This window comes from Ferrimonas sp. (assembly GCF_048263965.1).
Classification (GTDB): Bacteria; Pseudomonadota; Gammaproteobacteria; order Enterobacterales; family Shewanellaceae; genus Ferrimonas.
Genome location: NZ_JBLXDO010000013.1, coordinates 86,781 through 111,580 on the forward strand (window position 1 = coordinate 86,781; position 24,800 = coordinate 111,580).

Annotated in this window: 17 protein-coding genes and 1 riboswitch; of the genes, 3 read left to right on the forward strand and 14 right to left on the reverse strand. The window is 56.0% G+C overall.

Going from position 1 to position 24,800, the window contains the following annotated elements:
• Window positions 1-9: 9 nt before the first annotated feature.
• The 8 genes from deoA to ACN0RV_RS12760 form a co-directional block, all read right to left on the reverse strand.
• Window positions 10-1,332 carry a thymidine phosphorylase gene (gene deoA / locus ACN0RV_RS12725; RefSeq protein WP_417347987.1) on the reverse strand — a complete coding sequence of 441 codons (1,323 nt, stop codon included), beginning with the start codon at window positions 1,330-1,332 and terminating at the stop codon, window positions 10-12.
• Window positions 1,333-1,497: 165 nt separating this feature from the next.
• A complete protein-coding gene (gene deoC / locus ACN0RV_RS12730; RefSeq protein WP_417347989.1) occupies window positions 1,498-2,268 on the reverse strand; it encodes a deoxyribose-phosphate aldolase in 771 nt (256 codons plus the stop codon).
• Window positions 2,269-2,685: 417 nt separating this feature from the next.
• Window positions 2,686-3,519: an outer membrane protein OmpK gene (locus ACN0RV_RS12735; protein WP_417347991.1), complete on the reverse strand. Its 834-nt coding sequence runs from the start codon at window positions 3,517-3,519 to the stop codon at window positions 2,686-2,688.
• A 1,278-nt stretch (window positions 3,520-4,797) separates the two neighbouring features.
• The gene (locus ACN0RV_RS12740; protein ID WP_028109854.1) at window positions 4,798-6,039 is read right to left on the reverse strand and encodes a NupC/NupG family nucleoside CNT transporter; all 1,242 of its coding nucleotides are present in this window, start codon (window positions 6,037-6,039) and stop codon (window positions 4,798-4,800) included.
• Window positions 6,040-6,296: 257 nt separating this feature from the next.
• Window positions 6,297-7,070: a TatD family hydrolase gene (locus ACN0RV_RS12745; protein ID WP_417347994.1), complete on the reverse strand. Its 774-nt coding sequence runs from the start codon at window positions 7,068-7,070 to the stop codon at window positions 6,297-6,299.
• On the reverse strand, window positions 7,060-7,200 hold the full coding sequence (locus tag ACN0RV_RS12750) for a hypothetical protein (RefSeq protein WP_417347996.1): 141 nt from the start codon (window positions 7,198-7,200) through the stop codon (window positions 7,060-7,062). Before ACN0RV_RS12750 ends, ACN0RV_RS12745 begins: the two co-directional genes overlap by 11 nt.
• A gap of 89 nt (window positions 7,201-7,289) precedes the next feature.
• Window positions 7,290-8,873, reverse strand: a complete 1,584-nt coding sequence (gene prfC, locus ACN0RV_RS12755; RefSeq protein WP_417347998.1) for a peptide chain release factor 3 — start codon at window positions 8,871-8,873, stop codon at window positions 7,290-7,292.
• 149 nt (window positions 8,874-9,022) lie between these two features.
• On the reverse strand, window positions 9,023-10,384 hold the full coding sequence (locus ACN0RV_RS12760; RefSeq protein WP_417348000.1) for a sigma 54-interacting transcriptional regulator: 1,362 nt from the start codon (window positions 10,382-10,384) through the stop codon (window positions 9,023-9,025).
• Window positions 10,385-11,050: 666 nt separating this feature from the next.
• On the opposite strand from ACN0RV_RS12760, the gene ACN0RV_RS12765 reads away from it, so the two are divergent.
• On the forward strand, window positions 11,051-12,889 hold the full coding sequence (locus tag ACN0RV_RS12765) for a hypothetical protein (RefSeq protein ID WP_417348002.1): 1,839 nt from the start codon (window positions 11,051-11,053) through the stop codon (window positions 12,887-12,889).
• 80 nt (window positions 12,890-12,969) lie between these two features.
• Here the strand turns inward: ACN0RV_RS12765 and ACN0RV_RS12770 are convergent, their stop codons facing one another.
• The gene (locus ACN0RV_RS12770) at window positions 12,970-15,294 is read right to left on the reverse strand and encodes an Ig-like domain-containing protein (protein WP_417348004.1); all 2,325 of its coding nucleotides are present in this window, start codon (window positions 15,292-15,294) and stop codon (window positions 12,970-12,972) included.
• Between the two features lie 66 nt (window positions 15,295-15,360).
• Window positions 15,361-15,445, reverse strand: a riboswitch (cyclic di-GMP riboswitch).
• Between the two features lie 576 nt (window positions 15,446-16,021).
• On the opposite strand from ACN0RV_RS12770, the gene ACN0RV_RS12775 reads away from it, so the two are divergent.
• Window positions 16,022-16,933: a DsbA family protein gene (locus ACN0RV_RS12775; RefSeq protein WP_417348006.1), complete on the forward strand. Its 912-nt coding sequence runs from the start codon at window positions 16,022-16,024 to the stop codon at window positions 16,931-16,933.
• Between the two features lie 100 nt (window positions 16,934-17,033).
• Here ACN0RV_RS12775 and ACN0RV_RS12780 read toward each other — a convergent pair whose 3' ends face one another.
• Window positions 17,034-18,479, reverse strand: coding sequence for an HlyD family type I secretion periplasmic adaptor subunit (locus tag ACN0RV_RS12780; protein WP_417348008.1), 1,446 nt, complete (start codon window positions 18,477-18,479; stop codon window positions 17,034-17,036).
• Window positions 18,480-18,496: 17 nt separating this feature from the next.
• Window positions 18,497-20,668 carry a type I secretion system permease/ATPase gene (locus ACN0RV_RS12785; protein ID WP_417348010.1) on the reverse strand — a complete coding sequence of 724 codons (2,172 nt, stop codon included), beginning with the start codon at window positions 20,666-20,668 and terminating at the stop codon, window positions 18,497-18,499.
• A gap of 83 nt (window positions 20,669-20,751) precedes the next feature.
• Between ACN0RV_RS12785 and ACN0RV_RS12790 the strand changes: the two genes are divergently transcribed.
• Window positions 20,752-21,108, forward strand: coding sequence for a hypothetical protein (locus ACN0RV_RS12790; RefSeq protein ID WP_417348012.1), 357 nt, complete (start codon window positions 20,752-20,754; stop codon window positions 21,106-21,108).
• 21 nt (window positions 21,109-21,129) lie between these two features.
• Here the strand turns inward: ACN0RV_RS12790 and ACN0RV_RS12795 are convergent, their stop codons facing one another.
• The 3 genes from ACN0RV_RS12795 to ACN0RV_RS12805 are packed head-to-tail and all read right to left on the reverse strand — an operon-like array spanning window position 21,130 to window position 24,799.
• Window positions 21,130-23,025 (reverse strand): EAL domain-containing protein, encoded by a 1,896-nt coding sequence (locus tag ACN0RV_RS12795; RefSeq protein ID WP_417348014.1) that lies wholly within the window; start codon window positions 23,023-23,025, stop codon window positions 21,130-21,132.
• Complete coding sequence (locus tag ACN0RV_RS12800; RefSeq protein WP_417348016.1) at window positions 23,022-23,702, reverse strand: transglutaminase-like cysteine peptidase; 681 nt, start codon at window positions 23,700-23,702, stop codon at window positions 23,022-23,024. The genes ACN0RV_RS12795 and ACN0RV_RS12800 overlap by 4 nt, the downstream gene beginning before the upstream one ends.
• A gap of 38 nt (window positions 23,703-23,740) precedes the next feature.
• Window positions 23,741-24,799, reverse strand: coding sequence for an OmpA family protein (locus tag ACN0RV_RS12805; protein ID WP_417348018.1), 1,059 nt, complete (start codon window positions 24,797-24,799; stop codon window positions 23,741-23,743).
• Between the last annotated feature and the right edge of the window lies 1 nt (window position 24,800).

Below are 24,800 nucleotides of genomic sequence, written 5' to 3' on the forward strand. Positions count from 1 at the left end.
AATTACTCCTTAGCGACCGCGGATGGTCTCGTACACATCCGGAGTGGCTTCATAGGCATCGCCCAGGCTGATCGCCTGGCGCAGCGCTGCCTCAGCTTCCTGGAACTGCGCCTCGTTACGGGCGTGAACCATAGCAATAGGCGTGGCACTGTCAACAGTTTCACCCAGGGAGATGATGTTGGTCATGCCCACAGCGTAGTCGATGCCGTCGGTAGGCAGACGACGACCGCCGCCCAGGCCAACCACAGCCATGCCCATGGCGCGAGTGTCCATGGCAGTAACGATGCCGCTATCTTCAGCATATACGGGACGGATGATCTCCGCCTGCGGCATGTAGATATCCATCTTGGAGATGAAATCAGCAGGACCGCCCAGGCCAGACACCATCTTGGCAAAGACCTCGGCGGCCTTTCCGCTGTCCAGAGCGTGTTGCAGCTTGGCGCGTGCTTCGGTGGTGTCGGCAGCCAGCTTGCCCAGAACCAGCAGTTCAGCGGACAGAGACATGGTCACTTCATGCAGACGTGGGTTACGGTATTCGCCAGTCAGGTAGCGCACCGCTTCACGCACTTCCACGGCATTACCGGCGCTGGACGCCAGAGTCTGGTTCATATCGGTCAGCAGCGCAGAGGTGCGAACACCGGCGCCGTTGGCCACATCCACGATGCTTTGAGCCAGGTCTTTGGACGCGTCATAGGTGGGCATAAAGGCGCCGCTGCCCACTTTCACGTCCATCACCAGGGCTTCCAGTCCGCAGGCCAGCTTCTTGGACAGAATGGACGCGGTAATGGCGGCGATGGACTCAACGGTGGCGGTCACATCGCGGATGGAGTAGAAACGCTTGTCTGCAGGAGCCAGGTCACCGGTCTGGCCAATGATGGCCACGCCCGCATCCTTCACTACCTTACCGAACACTTCGTTGGTCGGAGTGATGTTGTAGCCGGGAATCGCTTCCAGCTTGTCCAGAGTACCCCCGGTGTGGCCCAGGCCACGACCGGAGATCATGGGCACATAGCCGCCACAGGCAGCAATCATGGGGCCCATCATCAGGGACACAACATCACCCACACCACCGGTGGAGTGCTTGTCGATAACAGGGCCGTCAAAGTTATGGGCATCCCAGTTCAGCACCATGCCGGAATCACGCATCGCCTTGGTCAGGGAGATGCGCTCATCCATGGGCATGTCGTTGAAATAGATGGCCATGGCGAAAGCCGCAATCTGACCTTCACTGACGTTGCCGTTGGTAATGCCTTCGACGAAGAACCGGATCTCCTGCTCGGACAGGGGCTCTCCATTACGCTTCTTGCGGATTATCTCTTGCGGTAGAAACATCCTATGCCTCCGATATGGGTTGCTCCTGCGACGGGAGCAACACCTTATAATTTTGAAACGGACTCGGAACTAATGTGTCGTAAATTTACTAGCGCTGAGCCAATTTTAGTCAAGGTCAGCGCCAGTTCCGGCGATCCAGATCACAAATATCAATCTGAGTGTAGATTAATAACCTTTGCTTTCTGCTGGGGCGTCAGCCAGTTCCAGAGTATGCAGCAGGCTGTTCAGCAGACTGGAGGCACCGAAGCGGAAGGTGCGAGGGGAAACCCAGTCTTTACCCAGGAGTTCGGCAGCCAGGTCCAGGTATTCACCGGCCTGTTCAGCGTTACGAACGCCGCCAGCAGGCTTGAAGCCGATGGCAGGGTTCTTCTCGGCAATCACGGTCATCATGATGCGAGCCGCTTCCAGGGTGGCGTTGACCGGAACCTTACCGGTGGAGGTCTTGATGAAGTCAGCGCCGGCATCGATGGAGATTTCGGAAGCCTTGCGGATCAGGGCCTCGTCCTTCAGCTCACCGGACTCGATGATCACCTTCAGCAGTACATCGCCGCAGGCTTCTTTACAGGCTTTAACCAGATCGAAACCAACCTGCTCATTGCCAGCCATCAGGGCACGGTAAGGGAATACTACGTCAACTTCGTCGGCACCATAGGCTACCGCAGCCTTGGTTTCAGCAACGGCGATGTCGATGTCATCGTTGCCGTGTGGGAAGTTGGTTACGGTGGCGATCTGTACCTGTTCGGCACCGATCTCACGCAGGGTCTTGCGGGCAATAGGAATAAAGCGAGGGTAGATGCAGATGGCCGCAGTGTTGCCAGCACCAGTCTTGGCATTGTGGCACAGGTCAATCACCTTCTGATCGGTGTCGTCGTCATTCAGGGTGGTCAGGTCCATCAATTGAATGGCGCGCTGTGCAATCGCTTTGATATCACTCATGGTGAGTCTCCAGTCTAAATTTAAACTAAAAGCAGTATAGAAAAAGAATGGTCACTCGCACGTGGCACGAATTCTAATAAAACCTATTAACGGCAGGCACTGAACCCGGACGGGTTCGAGGCTGGAGGTCACCTACGCTCACATGCGTGACGCGAGATTGATTCCTTGGAGAGTTCCCGAAGCACCTCACTGGCACTCCAGTGCGAACACTCAGTTTTGTACAATGAACAAACTATGCAGCATCATGGCAGTAGAAACGCCAGATTACAACCGCTCAGAGCGGATTTTGTTGAATTATTACTGACAAAATTCTGGCCATGACTCGTTACAGTCTGATTGGCTTTCACAAAGGGCCAGAAGCAGGAAAAACAAAGCCCCGGGGCCTGAGCGCCGGGGCTTATTCTTCAGCAAGTTAACTTAGAACTTGTAAGTAACTGCGAAGTAGTGGGAGACACCAGTGGACTCCAGACCTACGATACCGCCCTTGTCTTCCAGCAGGTATACGTCTTGGTAACCCTTCAGACCGTAACCAGCGGCGAAGCGGTCAGAGTGCCAGTACAGGCCGAAGAAGGCTGCACCACCGTTGGAGGTCATAGGCACGAACTCGTTACCCATGTCTTCGTCACCAGCAAACTGATAATCAACGTAGCCCTGGAAGGACAGGAAGGAGCCGTTCTCGAAGAACTTGAAGGGCTTGAACCAGTTCATGGAGAACTGATAGCCGTTCCACTCTTTGGCGTTCAGGTCGTAGTGAGCGTACAGGTTCATGCCGGTTTTGCCCAGCCAAGGAACCATAACGTCGGCACCCACACCCCAGAAGGTAGTGTTAACGCCGCTGTCAATCTGGCCATTCCAGTTGAACAGGGTGGAGAAGTAAACTTCCTGAACAGGACCGAAGGACAGGTCCTTACCGGTCAGCGCGTCCAGAGAAACGCGAGGAGCAAACTTCATGAACATCTTGCTTTCGCCAGGACCCTTGTCGGAATCGCTGGAATCGTTGTTGGTCAGGTTGAAGATATCAACGTAACCGTACAGATCGAAGATTCCGGAACGACCGCCGAACTCCATCTCCAGGTAATCGTGCTGATCACCAGTAGCTGGGTTATTAGGCTTCTCGCCGATGGAGTACATCAGGTTAAACTGCATCCACTTGTAGTCATTCTTGTGGATGTCGCCGTCAGAGTAGTCAGCAGCGAAAGCGTTCATTGAGAGAGCAGCAAGAGCTGCACCAGCCAACATCTTTTTCATCATCAACCCCTGTATATATACAGATTATTAAAATTTGGTTTTCCAACATCCTTGGAACAGGGCGCATTTTATCTAACGCACCCACAGGAACAATCGGTTGTTCCCCGTTTCCAATAAAAAGAAAGTGAAAATGTGCAGGATCGTGATCCGGGTAACATTTTAGCCTGTTTTTGATAGACATTTTGTCATACTGGCACAACAGAACCACCTTCGTCACATAATTCCTCAACATGTAGTTTTATTTCATGCAACGCCAGCTTCAGCACAAATGTTAACCAAATAATGATCTGACAACACAGCTCACCCGATCATTGTGAAAGCAAACTACAATTGAAGAGTATTCACCCGAAATCCGAAGAGGATTCAAACGGCGGCGACGCACTGAAAATTTAATACCAAAGAGCAGCCAATTTTTGACCAGTCAGGACGCACCCCATATCCCGAATCAATCTCACTCTCAAGCGCGTGAAAAAATAACCCCCCTCACATCGACAAACCTTGCGTGACCCGAATCACAATCACCCCCTGACGCTCCCGCCTGCAACGAGAAGCGGAGCGAAGCCAAAAGCGGCCCAACGAGATCCAGATCACCCTCCCAGACTGGACCAACCAGCGTTACCAACCAACAGTTCTGATTCATGAATTACGCCGACCCTTCACCCACCACACTTTGGGGCGATAGGCAAGCCCTTACGCCATTTGTGATGCAAAGATCTGTCAACCCAGTTTGTGGGTGCTTAAGAGAGATGAAAGAGCGGGATATGGCGCAGCAGAACCAGCAACCGTGCGGCTTGCACTTAGATCACACACTATCACCAGCGACTTTGAAGACTGCTCTCCCATTTCCCGCGGAATATGGCGCAAACAAGAAAACATAGGGATTTGCCACTGGTCCCGGGGTAAGGCCAATGACGCGTTGGAACAAGCGAGTTGCAAGGCTGTGCCCAATGCCTCAGCCTGGCTTGGTCACTCACCCAGGGCGTCTATGACAGCATCCTGACACGTGGCGATAAACAACGAGACTCGGAACCAACCAGCGCTTGATAAGAGCTCAGGATCTTTCACCCGCCCCTCATCTACGCAAGCCAAACGGGATTCTCCAGCCAGCAGTGGCTGCACGCGCCCTTTCGCCCTAGCCTACCTGAAAGGGGCCGCCACTCACCTTCTGGAGCTTCGGGAACAGTTCTGCCAAGCAGAAAAGAAAAATTTGAGTAGGGAGAAAACAATAAAAAAGGCCGAACCCTAAGGTTCGGCCTCTCTACACTCTACAGTGCTGTGCGATTACAGAGCCAGGAACAGGCCTGCCAGAGTCGCACTCATCAGGTTGGACAGGGAGCCAGCCAGTACCGCACGTACACCCAGACGAGCCAGGTCGTGACGACGGTTAGGAGCCATGGCGCCCAGACCACCCAGCAGAATGGCGATAGAGGACAGGTTGGCGAAGCCACACAGAGCGAAGGACAGGATAGCCTGAGTACGGTCAGTCATAACTGCACCGTTGATCAGAGCTTCACCGCTCAGGTAGGGAGCCAGGTTGATGTAGGCAACGAATTCGTTAACAACAATCTTCTGACCAATGAAGGAACCGGCAACCAGAGCTTCTTCCCATGGAACACCAATCAGGAAGGCCAGAGGGGAGAACAGGTAGCCCAGCAGCAGCTCCAGGGTTACGCCTTCGTAACCGAACCAGCCAGCAACGCCGCCGATGATGCCGTTGATCATGGCGATCAGGCCGATGAAGGCCAGCAGCATTGCGCCAACGTTCAGAGCCAGTTGCATACCGGAAGATGCACCAGCCGCGGCGGCATCCAGTACGTTGGCAGGCTTGTCTTCGGCTTCGCCGATTTCATCCATGTCCTGCTTGGCTGCTTCAGTCTCAGGCACAATCAGTTTGGCCATCAGCAGACCACCTGGGGCAGCCATGAAGGAAGCGGCAATCAGGTACTCCAGCTTAACACCCAGACCGGCGTAACCAGCCAGTACGGAACCGGCTACAGACGCCAGACCACCGGTCATGATGGCGAACAGCTCGGACTGAGTCATGGTCGCGATGAAAGGACGAACCACCAGGGGTGCCTCAGTCTGACCCACGAAGATGTTGGCGGTAGCAGACATGGACTCAGGACGAGAGGTGCCCAGAGCCTTCTGCAGCGCGCCACCCAGGATGCGGATGATCCACTGCATGATGCCGAGGTAGTACAGAACCGCAATCAGGGAGGAGAAGAATACGATGATTGGCAGAACGTTGATGGCGAAGATAAAGCCAACTTTGAACTTGGCCAGATCGCCGAACAGGAAGCCGATCCCGTCGTTGGCGTAACTAATTACGCTGGAAACACCGCTGGAAATTGCGCCCAGTACGTCCTTACCGAAAGGAACATACAGAACGAACGCACCCAGAGCGGCCTGGATAGCCAACGCACCACCAACGGTACGCAGATTGATCGCTTTGCGATTGGTCGAGAACGCGACAGCGATCGCGATTAGGGTTACCACCCCTACTAAGCTCATCAGAATACCCATGAACCCATCATCCTCTTGTTAAATTTTATAAATAGTGTCGTAAACCAACTTATCATCCGCACGGGATTATACTGTGACTCACAACAAAAATCGCCGATCAGATCGCATTTTTTGAGCAGAAATCAGCCTGTCGCCATATTTATCTTACAAATCAGTAATTCGCATACAAAATTTGTTGCTCAAATTACAGTCAAACCCAACTCAAATGCTGAAAAGTCAAGTGTAGCAGCCATTAAGAGGTTGGTTTGATGTTGAATTTACGACAACCGCTTAAACAGTCGGATGTGATTTTGAGACAAAACCTGAGCAACCGACGAATAGGGTAAGTCTAGAAGCTGACTCAGCTCCTGCAATACAAGTGCGGCTCGTTGAGGTTCATTGCGCTGCCCCTGATGGCCATTGAGGGGCATATCGGGAGAATCCGTTTCCAGCAGCAGTCGTTCCAGTGGCGCACTGGAAACCGCTGTACGGGTTTTTGATGCTCTGGGATAGGTGATGACGCCTCCGACGCCGAGGTAGAGACCCCGACGCAGATATTCTGAGGCAACCTGGGTGCTGCCACTAAAGCCATGCACCACCCCACCCGCCTTCAATGGCTCTCTGTCCAACAGGGCCAGCAGGTGATGATGGGCCTTCCTTATATGGAACAGCACGGGAAGGTCGAAACGATTGGCCAATCGCATCTGCTCCAGGCACAACTGAATCTGCTCAGGCATGGGCAACGGCGAATTGACCCCGTCCAGACCGCACTCTCCCACCGCCACCAGTTTGGAGGGTAAGCCGCTGAGCAATTTCTCTAACTCCTCAAGTTGAGCAAGGCTCTCCTTGGTGGCAAAACAGGGATGGATGCCCAGGGCAAACCAAAGCTGATGATGAGCCTGACAGAGTTGGATCACCCGCTGCCAGTTTTCTGGCCCTATGGAGGGAATGATGGCTCCCTGAATATCTGACATCCGGGCGCAATTGAGCACCTGCTCCCTGTCCTGGTCAAAATCAGGGAAGTCCAGGTGGCAATGGCTGTCAATCAGCATCGGGATGAGGGCTCTTTTCAGGGGAACGCTCCTTGGAACGGGGCACGCAGGAGCGTTTGTGCTCAGGGCTGAGCCCATTGGCATCACACCAGGCGCAGTAGGCCTGCCACCAACGCTTAATCCATCCCATGACACTCTCTCCTTGAAAAACTGTAGATAAAGAAAAAGGGCAGCGATTGCTGCCCTTCATTATATGTGGCTTTTTCTCCACGACCCAGCCTAGTGCTCCCGGGTCTTGTGGAAAACGATGTCCGGGTAACGCTCCATGGTCAGGTTCAGGTTCACCATGGTGGGTGCAATATAGGTCAGGTTATCCCCCCCATCCAGGGCCAGGTTGGTGGAAGCCTTGCGACGGAACTCATCCAGCTTGCGCGGATCCTCACAGTTCACCCAGCGGGCAGTGGCCACACTGACCGCTTCATACAGGGCGTCCACCTTATACTCAGACTTCAGACGGGCCACCACCACATCAAACTGCAGCACACCGACGGCGCCCACGATCAGATCGTTGTTATCCAGAGGGCGGAATACCTGCACCGCGCCCTCTTCGGAGAGCTGCACCAGCCCCTTGAGCAGCTGCTTCTGCTTCAGGGGGTCCCTCAAACGGATGCGACGGAACATCTCAGGCGCAAAGTTGGGGATGCCGGTAAACTTCATCTCCTCACCCTGGGTAAAGGTGTCGCCAATCTGGATGGTGCCGTGGTTGTGCAGACCGATGATGTCCCCCGGGTAGGCTTCATCGGCGTGGCTGCGATCACCGGCCAGGAAGGTCACCGCGTCGGAGATGGACACATCCTTACCGATACGCACGTGGCGCATCTTCATCCCCTTGCTGTATTTACCGGAGCAGATCCGCATAAAGGCGATGCGGTCCCTGTGTTTGGGATCCATGTTGGCCTGGATCTTAAAGACGAAACCGGAAAACTTCTCTTCGTCGGCGGTCACGTCGCGGGCATCGGTGGCACGAGGCTGAGGCGCAGGCGCCCACTCAGTCAGACCGTCGAGCATGTGGTCCACACCGAAGTTGCCCAGTGCGGTACCGAAGTACACCGGCGTCAGCTCCCCGGTGAGGAACATCTCTTGATCGAACTCGTTGGAGGCACCCAGCACCAGCTCCAGCTCCTCCCGCAGTACTTCTGCCAGCTCTGCGCCGATCTTGTCATCCAGCTCGGGATTATCCAGCCCCTTAACGATATCCACGTCCTGAATGGTGTGACCCTGGCCGCTCTTATAGAGGATCGCCTCGTTACGGTGGATGTGGTACACCCCTTTGAACTCCTTACCACAGCCGATGGGCCAGGTAATGGGGGCGCACATGATGTTCAGCTCGGTTTCCACCTCATCCATCAGCTCCATGGGGTCACGGATGTCGCGGTCCAGCTTGTTCATAAAGGTCACAATGGGGGTGTCGCGCAGTCGGGTCACCTCCATCAGCTTGCGGGTTCGATCCTCTACACCCTTGGCGGCGTCGATCACCATCAGGCAGGAATCCACTGCTGTCAGGGTACGGTAGGTATCTTCCGAGAAGTCCTCGTGACCCGGGGTATCCAGCAGGTTCACCAGGGAATCACCATAGGGGAACTGCATCACGGAGGTGGTTACCGAGATGCCACGCTCCTTCTCCATCTCCATCCAGTCGGACTTGGCGTGCTGGCCTGAGCCGCGTCCCTTCACGGTCCCCGCCTTCTGGATCAGGTTTCCGTACAGCATCACTTTCTCGGTGATGGTGGTCTTACCCGCGTCGGGGTGAGAGATGATTGCGAAGGTGCGCCTCTTGGCCACTTCCTGCTGGTGCGTAGACATAACAACCCATGGATGAACAAACAAAGGCCGGCATTATATCAATCCCGCCAAGCCTTGGCGACGGCCTCATCCTCTTTGGCTGAGTCGGTGGGGACAATGGCTATAAAGGAGGAGCCAAGCAGGCCTATCCCGCCACAGGGCTGTGCGAATCAGTCCTTGTTCTCTTGAAAACGGCCGGACAGGTTGTATTTATCAAGCATCCTGTACAGGGTCACCCGGGAGATCCCCAGCTCCTTTGAGGTCTTCATGATGTTGTTATCATTGCTGTTGAGGGCCGCCACCAGAACCCTAAGGTCGGCCTCAGCCCTGGCATCGGCCAGGGTGCTTACCTCATTCTGAAGCGACTCTATCTGCAGGTTAAGGTCCTTGGGACCCAGGGTTCGCTGTTCACACATCACCAACGCCCTCTGTACCCGGTTCTTCAGCTCCCTGATGTTGCCCGGCCACTCATAGGCCATCATCTGCTGCATCGCCTTGGGGGCGAATCCCTGAACCTTGGAGCTGGCCAGGTTGCGATATTTACGGAAATAGTAGTGGGCCAGCAATTCGATGTCCTCCCGCCGCTCACGCAGAGGGGGCAATTTCAGGTTGAGGATGCATAGCCTGTAGTAGAGATCCTCGCGAAAGCGACCCGCCTTCACCTCGGCAGCCAGATCCTTATGGGTCGCGGCAATCACCCTGACATCCACGGGTATCTGCTTTACTCCCCCAACCCGGACTATGGTCATCTCCTGCAGGAACCTCAGCAGGTTGACCTGCACCTCCAGTTGAAGGTCTCCTATCTCGTCCAGGAATATGGTGCCCCCACAGGCAGTTTCAATGTGGCCACGATGGCGGGAGTGAGCACCGGTGAAGGAACCACGCTCATGACCGAAAAGCTCTGACTGGATGAGATTGATGGGGATCGCGCCACAGTTCACTGCCACAAATGGGCCTTCACAGCGCAGTGATCCGCGGTGAATTGCCTGAGCAACCAGCTCCTTGCCGGTCCCACTCTCCCCCTCCAGCAGGACGGTGGCATCCACTTTGGCCACCTTGCGAATCTGTCGGTAGACATTGCGCATGGCACTGCTCTCGCCCACCAGGGAGACCCCTTCAGGGTGAGCCTCCTCCTCAAGAGCACTGGCCCGGCGCAACCGAGCCATGCCTTCTGCGTGACCGAGAGACATCATCAGCCGCCGGGGATCAACCGGCAGGGTATGGTAATCGCTGCAATAGCGGGCGATCAGCCTTCGGGTATTTTCATTCTGAGTCCAGTTTTCGGGCACCAGCCCAATCCACTCCACCGCGCCGGCGGTGTCCTGCAGCAACACCTCGAGCGCCTGATTGAGGCCATTAATCCAACGACTGTCCAGAAGAACGACACCCAAAGAGGGCTGTTCTGCACTTATGAGTGCTCGAGCCTTGTCTATTGAGTCCAGGTAGATGGGAGACCAACCTGACTGAATCACTTCGTCAGGCAGTATCCATTGTTTCGGGTCTTGCAGACAGATAAGCTTCCGAGATGCCATGAACCAGTATCCAAATTATGTCCCTTGATGAACCAGGCAATCCCTTAATACTGCATTAGGTTTAGTCCACGAACCTCACTCAAGCCACAGAAACGATCAGTTAATTGACACTAATCAGGATACTCGACTGTGTCCCTTCGATGCCGTTGCCTAGCATAAGGTCCCGCCACCTTGCAGCTATAGAAGAAATTTTCAACAAAAAAATAAGATGGTTAAAAGGCCATACTGAAGGTATTTCTCTCTCAGAAGGTGTTACACACTGCCTGACTGGTCACCTAAAAAAGGAGCGTCACGCCCACCTCGAAGCCACGACTGTTAACCGGGCGAATCCAGCAGCAATTAATAAGCTCCCCAAAAAACAATTAATTGACTCTGGCACACTAAAATCACTGTTTCATTACTGAGACAGATGAAAAAGCCAGGCTTCGACAAACATGAAAAGCTGTTGTTTTTATTACCCTTATTCTTCTGGCCCAAGGCTTGCTTTAGTTCAGGCAGAGGTTCACCAGAACCAACCTCAGGCTCCAAGACGCTGACGTGCGACTGGACGCCGGTTTCAGAAACCCTAACACCTCTACCGCACTGGCAGGCTGTCCCTGAGTTGTCACTGATAAGGACACGCCGTTGCCAACACCATGGCGTCATAGATAAGAATGGGGATATGACATGATGAGAATGAAAGGCTTTACACGACTAACGGCATTGGCGGCCGCCATTGGACTGGCTGCCACCTCTGCGGTTGCCGTCCACGATGACGGCACCTTCGAACTGGAAGGTAATGCAGTCCAGGATGCTGGCACCCCGCCGCCAGATGACTGGCAAACCCTGTATCAGGGAGGGGGCAGTCCCACGGTGTTCTCCGGCATCATCAAAGATAAAAACGGCCAGGATGACATCTTTACCGGAGGGGGCTCCAAGACACCCAACTTCATCGCAGACTGGCGACGCAAGTTCTCTCCCCCACCACCGGATAAAAACAACATCACCAACGCCTATGCCGCCAACTATGTGGTTTCTGGCGAGCAGGTGATCTATTTCGGTGCCGACCTGTTTGCTGACAACGGTGACGCCGAACTGGCGTTCTGGTTCTTCCAGGACGACGTCGCACCTGCGGGCACCGGCTTTACCGGTGAGCATGTGGACGGCGACGTCTACGTGGCGGTGAAGTTCAGCAATGGTGGTACCCAGTCCAACATTGCGGTGTATGAGTGGTGGGAAGCCTGTGATAAGCAGGACGTTCCCGGTGGTGGCGGACCTTTGTCTGCAGGCGACTGTGCCGCCGATAACATTCGTGTTGTGGTGCCTGAAGGCCCAGCAACCTGTAACGGTGCACACGCCGCGGATCAGCCTGCTTGCGCCATTACCAACATCAACGAAGAGAATTCGCCCTGGCCTTACAGCCCGAAATCCGGGACTGACGGGAAGTTCCCTCCAACCACCTTCTTCGAGGGCGGCATCAATATCTTCGACGCCTTCGGCGAAAACAAGTGCTTCTCCAGCTTCATGGCGAGCACAGGTGCGTCTACCTCCTTTACCGCCACAGCGAAGGACTTCGCCCTGGGCGACTTCGATGTCTGCTCCGTCGACGTTAGCAAGACCTGTGTCAACGACACCGAAGACGACGATGCCCCCACCGCCATCGTTTACAACGTGCGCGGTTGTGGCTACAACGATGGTGGCGGTGCCATCAACCTGACCACCTTCCAAAACTCCATCAACGGTGGCGCCAACTATGTGCCCGCCGATCTGGCCTGGTACCAGCCTGGTCCGGTGGACGATGGAGCCGGTGGAACCCGGGACTTTGATCCCACCATCGATTGTGATGACCCGGTCAAACTGGCGGATGCCATTGCCGATGGCAGTGTAGTAGGCTCCCCCAGCACCTTCGACCTGGGCAGCGGCGATGCGCTGATCTACCAGTTCAGCGAAACCACCGCATCCAATGGCCCGTCCGATACCGTTACCCTGGGGGCCCAGGGCACCGATGGCTCCCCCATCGATGCGGCATCCGATTCCGCCACCTGTCCGCTGCGCACCTTTGCCGCCTCCTTCAATGTGGTCAAGCGTTGTGCTGCCGATCTGGAGGATATTGGCGATAACCTGGCGGTGCTCATCAACGTTCAGGGCACCGTCTGCAACACAGGTGAAGTGGCGCTGACCAACCTGACCCTGGTGGACGACCCCATGATGCCGACCGGAGTGGCCGTCACCCTGACGCCTCTGAGCACTACCCTGCAACCCGCAGGAGATACTGGTGACTGTACCACCTACAGCGGCTCCTACTCACCGGACACCATCCCTGCCGGGGATATTTGCCCCTTCTCCGATCAGGTGAAGGCCACCGCCATTGCTCCGGTGAACTCTGCTGGCGCCGGCTGTACGCTGCTGGGTGATGGCACCAGCGAGTGTGAAGCCATCTCCAACACCGCCACCTGTAACCTGAGGGCGGTCAATGGCGACAACAACTGTGCCACAGGTCCCCTGAGTCCCCTTCCCTCTAACTAGGAGGCATTAAAAGGAAACGGGGCGATGGTTAACACCATCGCCCCGTCTTGATTAAACAGATTGCAACTGGCAACAACTCCTCACTTGCCGCCCTTACCTCCTTTTCCACCGCCACCATTGCCGCCACCACTCTTCTGCAGGGTGATGCTGACCTGACCGGTGACAGTATCGGTGCCATCAGACAGCTGATAACTGAAGCTGTCGCTGCTCTTGAATCTGTTTGCCGGCGTATAGAGGATGGAGTTGTCCCCCTGCAGGGTGACACTTCCTTTGGCCCCTTGCGTGGTTCCCACTACCTGCAGGGCGTCACCATCCGGATCCCAGTCGTTACCAATAACATCGATAACCACTGACTCCACCTGGGTCAGCACCACGCTATCTTCCACGGCTACCGGCGCCTGATTGCTGCCCCCGGAGCTGTCACTAACGATGTAGGTGACCACATTACTGCTCTGATAAGCGGCATCGTTACCGTGAACCGCGTTGACGGTCAGGTCGTAATAGCCATCGGTTGCAGAGGTGGAAGAGGTTACCGTCAACTCAGTGGTTGCCGTCGCACCCGGCGCCAGCCTCAGGGAGGAGTCGGCAAAGGCAGCACTCCAACCCTGTGGCACATTGGCTGCCAGATCGATGGGGCTATCACCACAACCCTCTGCATCGGTGTTGGTGACGCTGACGGAGTAGGTCACCGGTGTGCCGGGGGCTACCCACTGGCTCTCACCCGGCGTCACCGCCAGATGAGGCGCGGCAAAAGAGCAACTGGTCTGGTCATAGCTGATGCTGACGGTGGCGCCATCGCTGCCGATGCTGGTCAGGGTGATGCTGACCCCGGCAGTGCTGTCTGTGTAGGTCTGCCCCAACGGCAAGGCCAGGTCATTCCAATCGTAGTACTGGCTGCCCGGGGTCATATCCAGCAGATAGCCACTGCCGGCATACTGGTCGGTTCCCAGTCTCACCACCAGCCCCTGTTGAACACTGTCACCGTATGGGGAGCTGTTCAGGAATTCATCGAACCCTTGTGCCTGGTGAGTTTCCAGGTAGTACCAGCGCTGCTGGCCGGTCACCGGATCCAGATCACGTGGCACCCGTATCGCTTTGGTGCCACTGCTTTGCAAAGACGCGGGCTCCAGTTGATATTCACCGGAAACACTGGCGGTCACAACCGGAGGGGTACCGGCATAATTGAGCCAGCCCAGGCGCTCCTTCTGAAAGGCACTGAAATGACCCGCGGTGTGCTGCCCCATACGGTCCAGCACATCTCCATACTCAACGGAGATGCAGCCATCACTCAAGGGGGGCTTGCCCGCACAAGCCAGGGCGTGGGAGTGCATCAACCCCAGGTTGTGCCCCAGCTCGTGAGACACCACTCCAGCTGAGTCCAGGGTGCCATCAAACCATGCGTGAGAGGGAGACCCACCAACGGTGGCCTCACCTGACCAGGAACAACCGATATTGGGGAAGGCGTACACCAGACGGTCATAACCCGACAGATCTGCACCGCTGTCGATGGCTGCGCTCCTAGCCGCCTGGGCAATGTCCATGGTTGGGCAGCCGGTAGGATCGACCGCCAGGGTGAACCAACCAAGCACCTCACCGCTCAACCAGGTCTTACCAAAAGAGTTTTCCCGGATAAAGTCATCGACCTCACCAAACACCAGATCATGGGCTTGTTGCGCCGTCCAGGGTTCTTGAGTGTTGCTGGTGAAGTTCACCAAGAGTACTGCGGTACGTTGTTCACCCAGCGCATCGGTCAGCGCCGGCTCACCACTGCTGGTGTTTGTGCCATCGGCCGCCAGGACCAGGATGTCGCTGTCCGAGGTCAGTGCCATAGCCTCGCCTACGCGCAGGCCGTTGGCGCGCACCTTGGTGCCACTTGCCAGGCCTCTCGCCTGACTGCCAAGATGCAGAGTGATGCGCTTGCCATTGGCCATCTTCAACTGATGACGCAACTTATGAGTGCCATCCTCATAATCTTCGTAAAACACTTCCAGCTCACCATCAACACTGCCTTTATACTCCAGCATCGCCTGAACCTCGGCTGGCATTCCCTGGCGGCTGTTCGCAGGTAGGGCTGCTTTCAGGGCGGCGGCCGGATTGTGCTCGGCGAGCTGCATCAACTCAGCCTGACGCACACGTACCGTGTTGACCAATTGATCGAGCAGCGCCGCTTTCTGAGCTTCATCAGCCTGGCGGTACTGCATCATGAGATCGGCGAGGGCCATGGACTGGCTGCTGAAAGAGTGCTGACTGTGTGAAGCGCTCTGGGCCGGGGCCGCGTTGGCATGGTTCACCGCCATCGGCAGAGACAAGCCGAAGGTAACAAGGGCAGCGAACAACGAGGAGCGAGCGGATAGGTTGGCCACGGCGAGATCGCGCGAAGCCACGGAGAAGTTTATTGTTCTCAATTGGGAACCCTCAAAGTTTACAAAAACTCGAAAGCTCCCAAAATCGGGCAGAGGCAGCGCGACTCCTTCGGTAGTCCAGCCCTCTTTGGTTAAACCAAAGAGCTGTGACTTTGCGTACCACCAGTTGCCCGGAGGCTTGCCTTTTCGGGAGTGCTTTCGATTATTTTACCGACCAAATGGTTTTTATCTGGCCAATTTATTGATAATCCAGCAAGAACATCAAATGTGAGCACCCACTTCGCCCACAAACCCCGCATTCATTGACGCGAAGTAAAGGCATGCTAACAACCACCGCAAAGGGAGACAACGTAAACTCGTCGATTTTTTGATCGATATTTCCGAATTTACTTTGCCTGGTGAAATGGCGCTAAAGATGTGTTTGGACACTCTCAGGCTAACCTAACCATGAAGACAACTGGACTGTTTAATTTAAAACTAAAAAACCAAATAATAATAAATCAGCAAGTTGAAAATGATATTTAAGATATATCGGATGCAGTTATCACTATTTCAGTGAAAGACTGAAAAGCAACCATTCAATACCCGTCAATCCAGGTAAAACAAAAAGTTTCATGCCTCGGCGTTCAATAAATCAGGCAAAAGCCTGCGACATCCGGCTGCTGCGTCACCTGTCGATGAGCTAGCCTAAGGGTAGCGCCATTTGTCGAAGATCAGGAACAAGCCGGCCCCCGGCCCCCGGCCTCAGTCACCTCCAACCGGAGTTATCATGAACGACACCATACACCGAACACTCAGTATCACCGTCGCGTTGCTGGGAGGAATCTTGCTCCTCTCACTCTGGAGCTCCTGGGTGTGGGCAGAGGAGACCCCAAAGCAGCAGGAGCACGCCGCTCTGGTGGAACAGATCACTCGGGAAGTGATCCGGGAACTGAAAGAGAGCGGTCAGTTGAAGGAGGAGGTAGATCAGGGCATTCAGGAGTACTTCGACCAGCAGCGTCAAGCCAGAGCCAAAGCTCGCGAGCAGAGAGAAAAGTTGGCTCAGGAGCGGGCGAAACTGGTGCGCCCCCCCACTCCGGGACGAGACCACTTTTACGGTAACCCGGATGCCCCCATCTCCCTAATCGAATACTCAGACTTTGAGTGTCCCTTCTGCAAACGATTTCACTCTACCGCACGACAGCTGGTGGACCAGTCCAATGGGCAGATAAACTGGGTCTATCGCCATTGCCCTCTGGGATCCCACAACCCTGGAGCCCAGAAACAGGCAGAGGCTTCAGAGTGTGCCTTTGAACTGGGGGGAGACTCCGCCTTCTGGCGCTTTACCGACGCGATCTACCTTCGTACCAAGTCCGGTGGCCAGGGGTTTGCCCTTGAGGGCCTCCCCCCCCTGGCCGAGGAGATCGGCCTGAACAAAGAGCAGTTTCAAGAGTGCCTGGACAGTGGCCGACACGCCAACCGGGTCCTCGAGGATTTCAACGAGGTCGCAAAAATTGGCATAACCGGCACTCCCGGTAACATCCTTCGCCACAACGCCAGCGGGGAGGTGATCCAGGTGTCGGGAGCAAAGCCTCTTGGAGAACTGAAACAACATGTCCAGGTCCTGGTGGGACAGACGCAGCTACTGAGTCAGCAAGGCGCAGCGGCGCCAAACTCTCCTGAAGCCAGAAAGCAGGAGTGAGTACCCTAGAGACTCAGATCAAGCCCAAAAAGGTCTGCGATCGCAAGGCGTGGCTTGATGGCTGTAAAAAAGGAGGGCACTGCCCTCCTCTCTGTTACCCCTAGCGTTCTCGCAGCGCGTTGGCCCGGGCACGATTAATGGGTTTCAGCAGGTAATCGAGCACAGACTTTTTGCCTGTGAGGATGTCCACCGACGTCATCATGCCGGTGATGATGGGCAGTGGGTTGGCCTCGGGTCCCAGGTAGGCCCGGTCGGTTTCCACCCGCACCAGGTAAAAGCTGCGACCCTCTTCATCGATAACCGTATCCGGGCTGACGTGCACCACCTTGCCATGCAGGCCACCATAGATGGCAAAGTCATAGGCGGTCAGCTTGACCACCGCTTCCAGCCCGGTACGGATAAAGGCGATATCCTCCGGCTTGATGCGCGCCTCCACCAGCAGGTTACCCTCCAGGGGCACAATCTCCACCAGGTTCATCCCCGGCTGAACCACCCCGCCCAGGGTGCTGACGTTGATGGTCTGAATGATGCCGTGCATGGGGGAGACGACCAGGGTGCGATTGAGTTTATCCTCCAGCCCTACCCGGCTCTCCTCCATCTGATTCAGTTCCGACTCGCTGGTGCTCAGCTCACTCAGGGCATCTGAGCGGGCCTTGGCCACCATCTCGTACTGTTTCTGAATCAGCTCGGCGGTCTCCTTCTCCACCATGGGGATGGAGAGACGAATCGCTTCCCGTTCGCCGTTGAGATCATTGAGGCTGCGCTGATCCTGGAGAAACTCGATCTGGGACACCACCCCTTCAATCACCAATGGCCGCTTGAGCTCAATCTCCTCTTCGGCCAGCTCATAGGAGATTTTCAGGCTGGCCCCCTTGTTCTTCAGGGCGATCAGCTCATCCCGCTTTTGGTCAACCTGGCCGGAGAACACATCCAGTCCGGCTTCCAGATTATTGATTTTGCCCTCCAGAACTTCCCGCTCCCGAGCGACCAGCATGCTGAGTTCCGTGGGCAAGCCGTTAAGGTATACAGAACTGGCCTGCAGGTTGGGGGCGCTGAACTGGTGAGACTCATGCATCAGCCTGAGGATAGAGGCCTCATCCTTCAGACGGGCGACAATCACCCGCAAGTTATCGTAGGCCTGCTCATTCTCCCTGAAGGTGGCCTTAAACTGAGTGTCGTCCAGCCTGAGCAGGGGCTGACCGGCTTCCACCTGGTCCCCCTCTTTCACCAGGATGGCATCGACGATCCCCCCTTCAAGGTTCTGTACCACCTGCAGCTGTTTGGACGGGATCACCTTACCCATGCCAACCGCCACCTCATCGAGTTCGGCGAAGTTGGCCCAGACCAGGGCCACCACCACAAACAGGGCGATGCCCCAGAGCAGCAGGCGCGCCCCCTTGGGAGAGGATTCCAGAACCACCGCCATGCGGTCGGAGGTGAACTGCAGGTCCGCTTCCGGGACATGACTTCCCCGAGAGGAATTGTCGGGGCCAGGGTTGGGCTGCCGCGGTTGTGACTCTGAAGAGTGTCTGTCTTGATGTTCCATAGCTGCTCCTGCCACTCTTACCGGTCAACGTGGAGACGGCCGGAGCGAAGCGCTTCCTGAACCACCTCTTTCGGACCATCGGCCACTATCTTGCCCTTGTCCAGAATGATCAGCCTGTCCACCAGTTCCAGCATGGAGGCTTTGTGGGTGATCAGCACCAGGGTGCGATCCTTCAAGCTCTCTTTCATCTTATTCAGGAACCTGGCCTCCGAGGTGTTATCCATGGAGGAGGTGGGTTCATCCAACATCAGAATCCTGGGCTCCAGCAACAGGGCGCGTGCCAGGGCAACACTCTGACGCTGACCGCCGGACAGGTTGCTGCCCCGCTCGGCAATGGGCATATCCAGGCCGTCGGGATGCTGACGGACAAACTCCATCACCCCGGCCATCTCCGCCGCATGAACCACCGCATCGTCGTCGATCCAGGGAACCCCCAGCTTCAGGTTGTCCCTCAGGGTTCCATAGAACAGAGTGATGTCCTGAGGAACAATGCCAATCAGGTGACGCACATGGGTCGGCGAGAGCTGACGAATATCCACATCGTCCAGCAGCACTTCCCCTTCGGTCGGCTCGTAGAAGGCGGTCATCAGGCGCCCCAGGGTGGATTTGCCTGAACCGATGCGGCCAATGATGCCCACCCGCTCCTTGGGTTTGATGCGGAAGCTGACCCCATTGAGGGCCAGGGTGCGCTGCTCAGGGTAGGCGAAGTTCACCTGATTGAATCGGATGTGTCCCTCAAGCTGCTCCTTGTGAAGGAAGCGCTTCTCCTCGGGGCGTTCCACCGGCAGCTCCATGATGTCACCCAGCAGCTTCAAGGCCGATTTGGCCTGGTTGTAACGGGTGGCCAGGGACGCAATCTGAGCCATGGGGGCCAGGGCCCGGGAGGAGAGCATCACACAGGCAATCAGCCCCCCCATGGAAAGGTCACCCTCCTGAATCAGGTAGACTCCCATGATGATGATCCCCACTGTGGTCATCTGGATGCAGAAGCTGGCCACAGAACTGGCGGAGGACGCCAGGCGGCGGGTCTTGACGTTCCATTCGGCAATGTGGCCCACGGCCTGCTCCCAGCGCTTTTGCAACTGACCTTCGGCGCCAGCCAGCTTGATGCTTTCCAGGCCGGAGAGGGACTCCACCAGGGTGGCGTTCTTAACGCTGGCCATCCGGCTGGACTCCTCCACGCTCTCCCTCAATGGGCGCTGCACCCAGATGCTGAAGCCGATGACGATCAACATGGCGGTCAGTGGGATCACCGAGACCCAGCCACCCAGTGCAATGATGATGAAGATAAACAGCAGGCCAAAGGGCAGATCCAGCAGGGCGGTCACCGTCGCCGAGGTGATAAAGTCCCGGACAGAGTCAAACTCCTGCATATGCTTGGCAAAGGCCCCCACTGAGGAGGGCCGGGCGGACATCTTGATGGACATCACCTTCTCAAAGATCTGAGACGACAACAGCACATCCGACTTCTTCCCCGCCAGATCGATAAAGTAAGCCCTAAGCTGTTTCAGCAGGAAGTCGAACAGAAAGACGATGCTGATGCCGATGGCCAGCACCCAGAGGGTGTCCACCGCATTGTTGGGCACCACCCGGTCATACACATTCATCACAAACAGCGGACTGGCGATGGCAAACAGGCTGATCAGCAGGGACGCCAGAAACACGTCACGGTAGATCTTCCAGGACTGCTGCAGAGTCCCCCAGAACCAGTGGCGTCGGTTCACCTTGAGGGAACTGGGAGCCCGCTTGTCATAACGGAACTGCTTCTTCAGGTAGAAGACGTACCCCAGGTACTCCTGCTCGAACTCCTCCCTGGAGAGGCGAATCTCACCCTCACCCGCTTCCGGACGCACCATCAGGGCAGACTCTGCACTGAGCTCGGTGAGTACCGCCACCTTGCCATCCTCAAGGAACACGATGGCCGGCAGCAGCAGGTTGTCTATCTGCTCTGATCGGCGACGCAGCAATCTGGCGGATAACCCACCCCGCTTGGCCGCCCGGGGAAGCAGGTCCGGGGTCAGCCGGTTGTCTTCCAGCGGCAGCCCTGCCCTCAGCTCATCTGCCGAGCTGGGCACCCCATACATTTTGCAGGCGATAAGCAGTGCATCGAGCAGAGGATCGAAGAAGGTATCTTCCTGAGCGAAGAAATGCCATTTTTGCTCAGGTTCTTTCAGGATTTGGTCTGGCATATTAAGGATATGAGCCGCTTGTTTTTGCCGAAATTTACATATACTTTTTGCTGATGCTAACACTTTTTAAAACAGGACAGTCCATGTTTTATGTGACGCGCAATCCGCAGGGTGAGATTCAGTCCCTCTCCGACACTGCCCTCTTCGCGGACCAGGAGCAACTTCCCTCTGATCACCCCGATGTTTACGCCTTTCTCCAGCGTAACCATGAGGAGGGCAAAGAGTACTCCGCACTCTCGCAAAGCGACATGGCCTTTATTCGTGTGCTGGAGGATCTTATCGATCTTCTTACCGATAAAGATCTGATCCAGTTTACCGAACTGCCACCGGCCGCTCAGCAGAAACTGCTTGAGCGACGCTCCATGCGAGAAGCCCTCTCCACATTGAGCACCAGTTCCACGCTGATTGCCGACTCAGACAAGGATGAGATCCTCATCTGACCCGCAAGGGTTATCTGAACACTAGCCTTTGTTGATGTAGCCCTGGAATCCATCGATGCCCGTTTGCTGCAGCTTCTCCAGCTGAGCCTGGTTCTCCACCACAGTGGCATACACCGGCACTTCCAGGTTGTGCACCGTATTGCAGATCCCCGTCACCAGCATCAGGCTGTCTTCGTCCGTTCCCCGGCACAGTCCAGGCGCCACCTTCAGATAGGCGGGCTTTAAGCCGGTCACATAGTCCAGGCTGATCCCTGTGGCCCCGACATTATCGAAGCCGAACTTGATGGAGAGGGAGTTGAGGATCTGAATAAAGCTCTCCACCAGCTCTCTGTCTCTCTTGAGCTGCTGCTCGGACACCTCGATGACCACCCGACCCAGCTCCTCTCTGCTCAGGGACGAGAGACGACCGACAAAGCGGGTGTCCCGCATGGAGGAGAGTGAGATATTCAGCGCCTGGGGCGCCCCTTGGGGGGTCGACAGCACCTTCTTCAGTACCGAGAGATCCAGGGCCACACCCAGGTCAAACTGTTCGATGACCGGCATAAAGGCCCCGGCAGGCATCTGGGTGCCAGACTCATCCAGCAGCCGCACATAGACCTCATGATGGATCGCCTGGCCATCCAGCTCGGAAAACACCCCCTGAGTTTCCAGGTGGAGCTTGCCCGTGTCGATGCGCTCGCGCAGCAGGGCCACCCACTCCTGACCGGTTCTCAGTGATCCTTGGGGCATATTATCGGCCCACTTGGCCAGGTTCACCCCTTTGGCTGCCAGTTCAGAGAGCAGGTTGTCGCTGCGGGTCAGCACACTGGCCTTGGTGTCATCGGCGAGTATGGTGGTTCCGGCCAACAGGAAGATGGCGTCCTGAGGGGCAATGCCATTCTGCCTCAGGGAAGTGAGTGTCTCCCTGAGCCCCTGCAGCTCAGCGGAGAGGTCGGCCCTGGGCACCGTGGGGATCAGCAGGGCCAGTTCAGCCTCGGACATGCGTCCGACCACCACCTCTTCTGAACCAAAGGCCCCTTGCAGAGACTCAATGGACTGGTTCAGCAGCTTGCTCCAGGCACCGTAGCCAAAGCTCTTGCGGATCTTTTCCGCGTCCAGCAGACGCAGCATCACCAGGGCACCGTGCTTATCGGTATCGGCGATGTTCGCCTCCAGCTCATTCACCAGGTGCTGACGGGTGGCAATGCCGGTTTCCCCATCCTGTTGCAGTTTTACCCTCATGGTTTCCAACTGCCGTGCATGGCTGGCAAAGCGCTCCTGCAGGATCTTCATCAGATTGTTCATCACCAGCACCACCCGCTTCAGCTCACGGGTCTTGGGCAGGGGAATACGGTGATCGAAGTCTTTGGCTTCAATGGCTTTCGCCTGAGCCTCGATCTGACTGAGGGGGCGAATCAGCAGACGGATCCCCCAGGAGCCAAACAGCGCTGCCGCCAGGAACAGGGAGCCATAGACCAGCAACAGCTGGAAGGTGATCTGCCACAGCTGCTGCTGAATAAAACCAGGGTGCCCCTCGATGGTCACCAGGGCAGACTCGGTCCAGCCTGTGGTGATGGGCGCTTCAGCCACCACAGAGGGGAACGGAAACAGGGTGATAAACCAGGCGGGCACCCCTTCCGGGTTGGCGCTGTTCTCCCTTTCGAATACCCGGTCTACCGCATAGAGCTCAATTCTCATCTTCCGGTAAAAGGCGCCATCAAATGCCGCGTTCAAAGTACCTTCCACCAGGGTTTCGTCGACAGGATCCAAATAGGGGGACACACTCATTCCCAGAGAGGTGAGCGCATTTTCCGTATTGGTGTGTAACTGCGCCTGCAGCGATTCTGAGCTGGCCCGGAAATTCACCGCTACCACCGCCACCAGGGAGATAAGCAATGTCATCCAGAGCAAAATAAGAAGTTGTCGATAAAGCGTCATGGTTGTTTATCCTGTTGCGCCGAACCCTCGGGGACCAGATATTCTGATTGCCTGGTTAAAATATCCTGCCATAGGCTGAGGCGCTCCGAGCCCCCCACCATCTTACCGCCGCCCCTGGCCTTAGCCAGCCAGAGGTAATCGGCGTTGAAACTGTAGATAGGAATAAGATCCTTTCGCTGCCCCGCAGGCTTGATCTTGGGATCAATGTTATCCAGCACCAGGGGCTCAGCCCCCTTTTTCGGGTAGTAGGTCAATACCATATGGTGCTGATTAAACTCCACGGCCTTCACATACATCAGCCTCAGCTTGTCCGCCGGGAACCCCATCTCCACCAGGGAGAAGTATTTGGCCAGGGTATAGTCTTCGCAGTCACCGGCCCCCCGGCCAATAAACTCCACCGGCGTAGCCCAGTAATCCTCCTGCTCCCAGACATAGATGTCGTCGGCAAAAGTGAGCTGGTTGAAAAAGTCATTGACCGCCTTTAATTGCGACTGCTTTGGCTGAGTTTGATATTTATCCAGCAGCTGCTGCCACTGAACGCCCCTTTCGTAGGCTTCAGTGCCGTAATTGGATTTAAGAAAGGCGCCAATTTTAGAGAAGTCCAGACCCTGGCCGGCTTTTAACAAGCCGACCCAGAGTATCAGGAGAATAAGGCAGGTGTATCTGAACCAATGCATAGATGACGACCCAAAATGCGCCATCTACGCATTCCAGTTTACTTTCGAATTCCGACTTTTTCGTTTACCGACAATACTGCCATAATCCGGCGATTGGCGGCATGGATTTTTTCGCTGTTGCCTTTAAGCAGAGGGTTGGATTCCCCGTAGCCCTTGGCGGATACCCGAGCGCCATCGATGCCATAGTCACTGACCAGAATCTCAGACACCGCATCGGCACGACGCTCAGACAGCTGCTGGTTATAGTCGTCCGCGCCGACGGAGGAGGTGTGCCCTTCGATCACCACATTGAGCTGAGGGTACTTCTCCATAAACTCGGCCAGCTCTTGGATATCCTCTTTGGATTCAAAGGGCACTTTGGCGCTGTCGTTGGCAAAGTTGACCATCAGTCGTTTGGAGACGGTTTCTTCCCTGTACAGGGTGCAGCCGGACGAATCAACGGCGTAATCCACCGGGGTCGCAGGACACTCATCCAGGGAGTCCACCACACCGTCACTGTCGGTATCCACAATCACCACAGGAGCGAGCTGCACAATCGGCGCCGGCTTGGGCTCTGACTTATGACCACCAAAGTAGTAACGGATGCCGATGCCCGCGGTGAAGTCTGAGTAACCCTCATCAAAACCCTGATGCACCATAGCCTCGCCAGTCAGCACCCAGGAGGGAGTCATGTTGTAGCGAATGCCGAAGCCCAGGTGGGCAGCCTTGGTCGCTTCATTGTCCAGGTCGATGTAATCCGCACCCAGGATGAAATAGTTGCGCTTGTCGTTGATGTGATACAGCAGGTCCGCGCCGTACCACATGCCAGACTCATCCTCGCCTGCACCGTCGGAGTTCAGATCCGCGTTGGCGGCGGTGAGTCGCCAGGCGAACCTGTCTGAGATATCAATGCCCAGCTCCAGTCCGGCCAGGGTGCCGCGGCGAATCTCATTGCCGTTGGCGTCCTTGCGGTCACCATCAAATTCAGCATGTTTCAGCTGGGCGCCAACAAACCAGCCCTGGCTGGGCTCGATAACACCCTTTTGTGCCCAGGCAGAGGCGCTCATCACCGCAGCGGTCAGTACAGCCACTGTGGTCAGTTTTGTCTTATGGTGCATG

What these genes read in the sequence shown, in the direction of transcription:
- ACN0RV_RS12745 (WP_417347994.1), bottom strand. Translation starts at nt 7,070, where the DNA reads ATGCTGATTGACAGCCATTGCCACCTGGACTTCCCTGATTTTGACCAG.
- deoC (WP_417347989.1), bottom strand. Translation starts at nt 2,268, where the DNA reads ATGAGTGATATCAAAGCGATTGCACAGCGCGCCATTCAATTGATGGAC.
- ACN0RV_RS12775 (WP_417348006.1), top strand. Translation starts at nt 16,022, where the DNA reads ATGAACGACACCATACACCGAACACTCAGTATCACCGTCGCGTTGCTG.
- ACN0RV_RS12790 (WP_417348012.1), top strand. Translation starts at nt 20,752, where the DNA reads ATGTTTTATGTGACGCGCAATCCGCAGGGTGAGATTCAGTCCCTCTCC.
- ACN0RV_RS12750 (WP_417347996.1), bottom strand. Translation starts at nt 7,200, where the DNA reads ATGGGATGGATTAAGCGTTGGTGGCAGGCCTACTGCGCCTGGTGTGAT.
- ACN0RV_RS12785 (WP_417348010.1), bottom strand. Translation starts at nt 20,668, where the DNA reads ATGCCAGACCAAATCCTGAAAGAACCTGAGCAAAAATGGCATTTCTTC.
- ACN0RV_RS12760 (WP_417348000.1), bottom strand. Translation starts at nt 10,384, where the DNA reads ATGGCATCTCGGAAGCTTATCTGTCTGCAAGACCCGAAACAATGGATA.
- ACN0RV_RS12800 (WP_417348016.1), bottom strand. Translation starts at nt 23,702, where the DNA reads ATGCATTGGTTCAGATACACCTGCCTTATTCTCCTGATACTCTGGGTC.
- ACN0RV_RS12765 (WP_417348002.1), top strand. Translation starts at nt 11,051, where the DNA reads ATGATGAGAATGAAAGGCTTTACACGACTAACGGCATTGGCGGCCGCC.
- ACN0RV_RS12795 (WP_417348014.1), bottom strand. Translation starts at nt 23,025, where the DNA reads ATGACGCTTTATCGACAACTTCTTATTTTGCTCTGGATGACATTGCTT.
- ACN0RV_RS12740 (WP_028109854.1), bottom strand. Translation starts at nt 6,039, where the DNA reads ATGGGTATTCTGATGAGCTTAGTAGGGGTGGTAACCCTAATCGCGATC.
- ACN0RV_RS12805 (WP_417348018.1), bottom strand. Translation starts at nt 24,799, where the DNA reads ATGCACCATAAGACAAAACTGACCACAGTGGCTGTACTGACCGCTGCG.
- ACN0RV_RS12780 (WP_417348008.1), bottom strand. Translation starts at nt 18,479, where the DNA reads ATGGAACATCAAGACAGACACTCTTCAGAGTCACAACCGCGGCAGCCC.
- prfC (WP_417347998.1), bottom strand. Translation starts at nt 8,873, where the DNA reads ATGTCTACGCACCAGCAGGAAGTGGCCAAGAGGCGCACCTTCGCAATC.
- ACN0RV_RS12735 (WP_417347991.1), bottom strand. Translation starts at nt 3,519, where the DNA reads ATGATGAAAAAGATGTTGGCTGGTGCAGCTCTTGCTGCTCTCTCAATG.
- deoA (WP_417347987.1), bottom strand. Translation starts at nt 1,332, where the DNA reads ATGTTTCTACCGCAAGAGATAATCCGCAAGAAGCGTAATGGAGAGCCC.